The sequence below is a fragment of the Acidiphilium sp. PM genome (genome assembly GCF_000219295.1).
Classification (GTDB): Bacteria; Pseudomonadota; Alphaproteobacteria; order Acetobacterales; family Acetobacteraceae; genus Acidiphilium; species Acidiphilium multivorum.
This window is the reverse complement of record NZ_AFPR01000251.1, coordinates 1-2,087: the sequence shown is the minus strand read 5'-3', so window position 1 is coordinate 2,087 and position 2,087 is coordinate 1. Positions and strand designations below refer to the sequence as shown.

Below are 2,087 nucleotides of genomic sequence, written 5' to 3'. Positions count from 1 at the left end.
CCGTCATCGGGTGGTCAGGCCTCGGCGTCGGCGTCGTGGCGGGTGGTGCTGCGGATCAGGCCGCGCTTGCTCGGCGCGTCGATGAAGGTGAGGATCTCGGCGAGATAGGGATCGTCGCCGGCCTCGCGGCGCAGCATCTCGACCCGCGCGGCGAAGGTGCCGGCGCCCTGGAACAGCAGGCGGTAGGCGTTGCGCAGCCGGTGCTGGCCCTCCTTGTCGAGCCCGCGCCGGCGCAGGCCGACGATGTTGAGCCCGTGCAGCCGCGCGCGGTTGCCGATCACCGAGCCATAGGGGATCACGTCCGCCTCGACGCCGGAGGCGCCGCCGACCATCGCGCCGGTGCCGATCCGCACGAACTGGTGGATCGCGGTGGCGCCGCCGATGATGGCGCGGTCGGCGATCTCGACATGGCCGCCCATCACCACGTTGTTGGCGATGACGATGTTGTCGCCGAGCGCGCAGTCATGCGCGACATGGACCACCGCCATCAGCAGGCAGCCGGCGCCCACGCGGGTGATGCCGTGCCCGGTGACGGTGCCGCGATGGATCGTGCAATGCTCGCGGATGGTGCAGCCCGGGCCGATCACCGTTTCGGTCGGCTCGCCCCGGTATTTCAGATCCTGCGGCGCGAGGCCGATCGTGGCGAAGGGGAACACCTTCGTTCCCGCGCCGATCCGCGTGTGGCCGTCCGCCACCACGTGGGAGACGAGTTCGACGCCGTCTTCGAGGACGACGTCCGGGCCGACGACGCAGAACGGGCCGACATTGACCCCCGCGCCGAGCGAGGCCCGCGGATCGACTGACGCTGTGGGGTGGATCATCCCTCGCCGGCTTTCTTGTCCATGATCATCGCGGCATAGGTCGCCTCGGCGACGGCGACGCCATCGACCCGCGCGACGGCGTTGAACTTCCACACATTGCCGCGGTTGCGCTCCTTCGCGACATGGATGCGCAGCACGTCGCCCGGCACCACCGGGCGGCGGAATTTCGCGCCCTCGACCGACATGAAATAGACCACCTTGCCGGCTTCCTCGGGGCCGAGGGTTTCCACCACCAGCACGGCGGCGGTCTGCGCCATGCTCTCGATGATGAGCACCCCGGGCATGACCGGGTGGCCGGGGAAATGGCCCTGGAAGAAGCTCTCGTTGACGGAGACGTTCTTCACCCCGATGGCCGAGACGTTCGGCACCAGCTCGACCACGCGGTCGATCAGCAGGAACGGGTAGCGGTGCGGGATCGCGCGCATGATGCCGGCGATGTCGACCGTCCGTCCTTCCGCCTGTTGCGCGCTGGTGTCCGTCGAGGTTCCGTCCATGTCAGAGCGTCCGCGTCCCGTTCCTGTTGTGAATGATCCGGTCAGGATTCCGCATCCCGCTCCGGCTCCGGTTGGGCCGGAGAATGCCTCAAACCGCCGCGCCGTGCAAAGCGCCGCACCGCCGCGACCTCGCGCATGAAGTCCTTCGCCGGCTGGGCCGGGCTGCCGAGCATGTCGATCCCCGGCTTCACGTCCGACATCACGCCGGCCTGCGGGCCGATGCGCGCGCCCTTGCCGAGCGTGACGTGGCCGGAGATTCCGGCCTGGCCGGCGAGGACCACGAAATCCTCCAGCGTGGTCGAGCCCGATATGCCGACCTGCGCGACGATCACGCAGCAGCGGCCGATGCGCACGTTGTGGGCGATCTGCACGAGGTTATCGATCCGCGTGCCGGCGCCGATCACGGTGTCCTGCGCGGAGCCGCGGTCGATCGTGGTGTTCGCGCCGATATCGACGTCGTGCTCGACGATGACCCGGCCGAGCTGCGGGACGGAGAGAAACCCCTGTTTCGTGGTCGCGAAGCCGAACCCGTCCTGGCCGATGCGCACGCCGGGGTGGATCGTCACCCGGTCGCCGATCAGGGCGAAGCCGATGCTGGCACCCGCGCCGACGCTGGTTCCCGCGCCGATCTCGACGCCGGGGCCGATGACGGCGTGCGGGCCGATGCGGCTGCCGGCGCCGATGCGGCTGCCTGCGCCGATCACCGCAAAGGGGCCGATCTCGGCCGAGGGGTGGATCTTCGCGGCGTCGGCGATCACCGCGCTCGGGTGGA

At 69.8% G+C, this 2,087-nt stretch carries 3 protein-coding genes; all 3 read right to left on the bottom strand.

The features are described 5' to 3' along the window. Nucleotides 1-14: 14 nt before the first annotated feature. A complete protein-coding gene (gene lpxA, locus APM_RS10740; RefSeq protein WP_007423397.1) occupies nucleotides 15-821 on the bottom strand; it encodes an acyl-ACP--UDP-N-acetylglucosamine O-acyltransferase in 807 nt (268 codons plus the stop codon). Then, entirely contained in the window at nucleotides 818-1,315 is a 498-nt protein-coding gene (gene fabZ, locus APM_RS10735; RefSeq protein ID WP_007423396.1) for a 3-hydroxyacyl-ACP dehydratase FabZ, read from the bottom strand. Before fabZ ends, lpxA begins: the two co-directional genes overlap by 4 nt. A 41-nt stretch (nucleotides 1,316-1,356) precedes the next feature. After that, a partial coding sequence (gene lpxD, locus APM_RS10730; RefSeq protein ID WP_007423395.1) for a UDP-3-O-(3-hydroxymyristoyl)glucosamine N-acyltransferase occupies nucleotides 1,357-2,087 on the bottom strand: 731 nt, incomplete at its 5' end.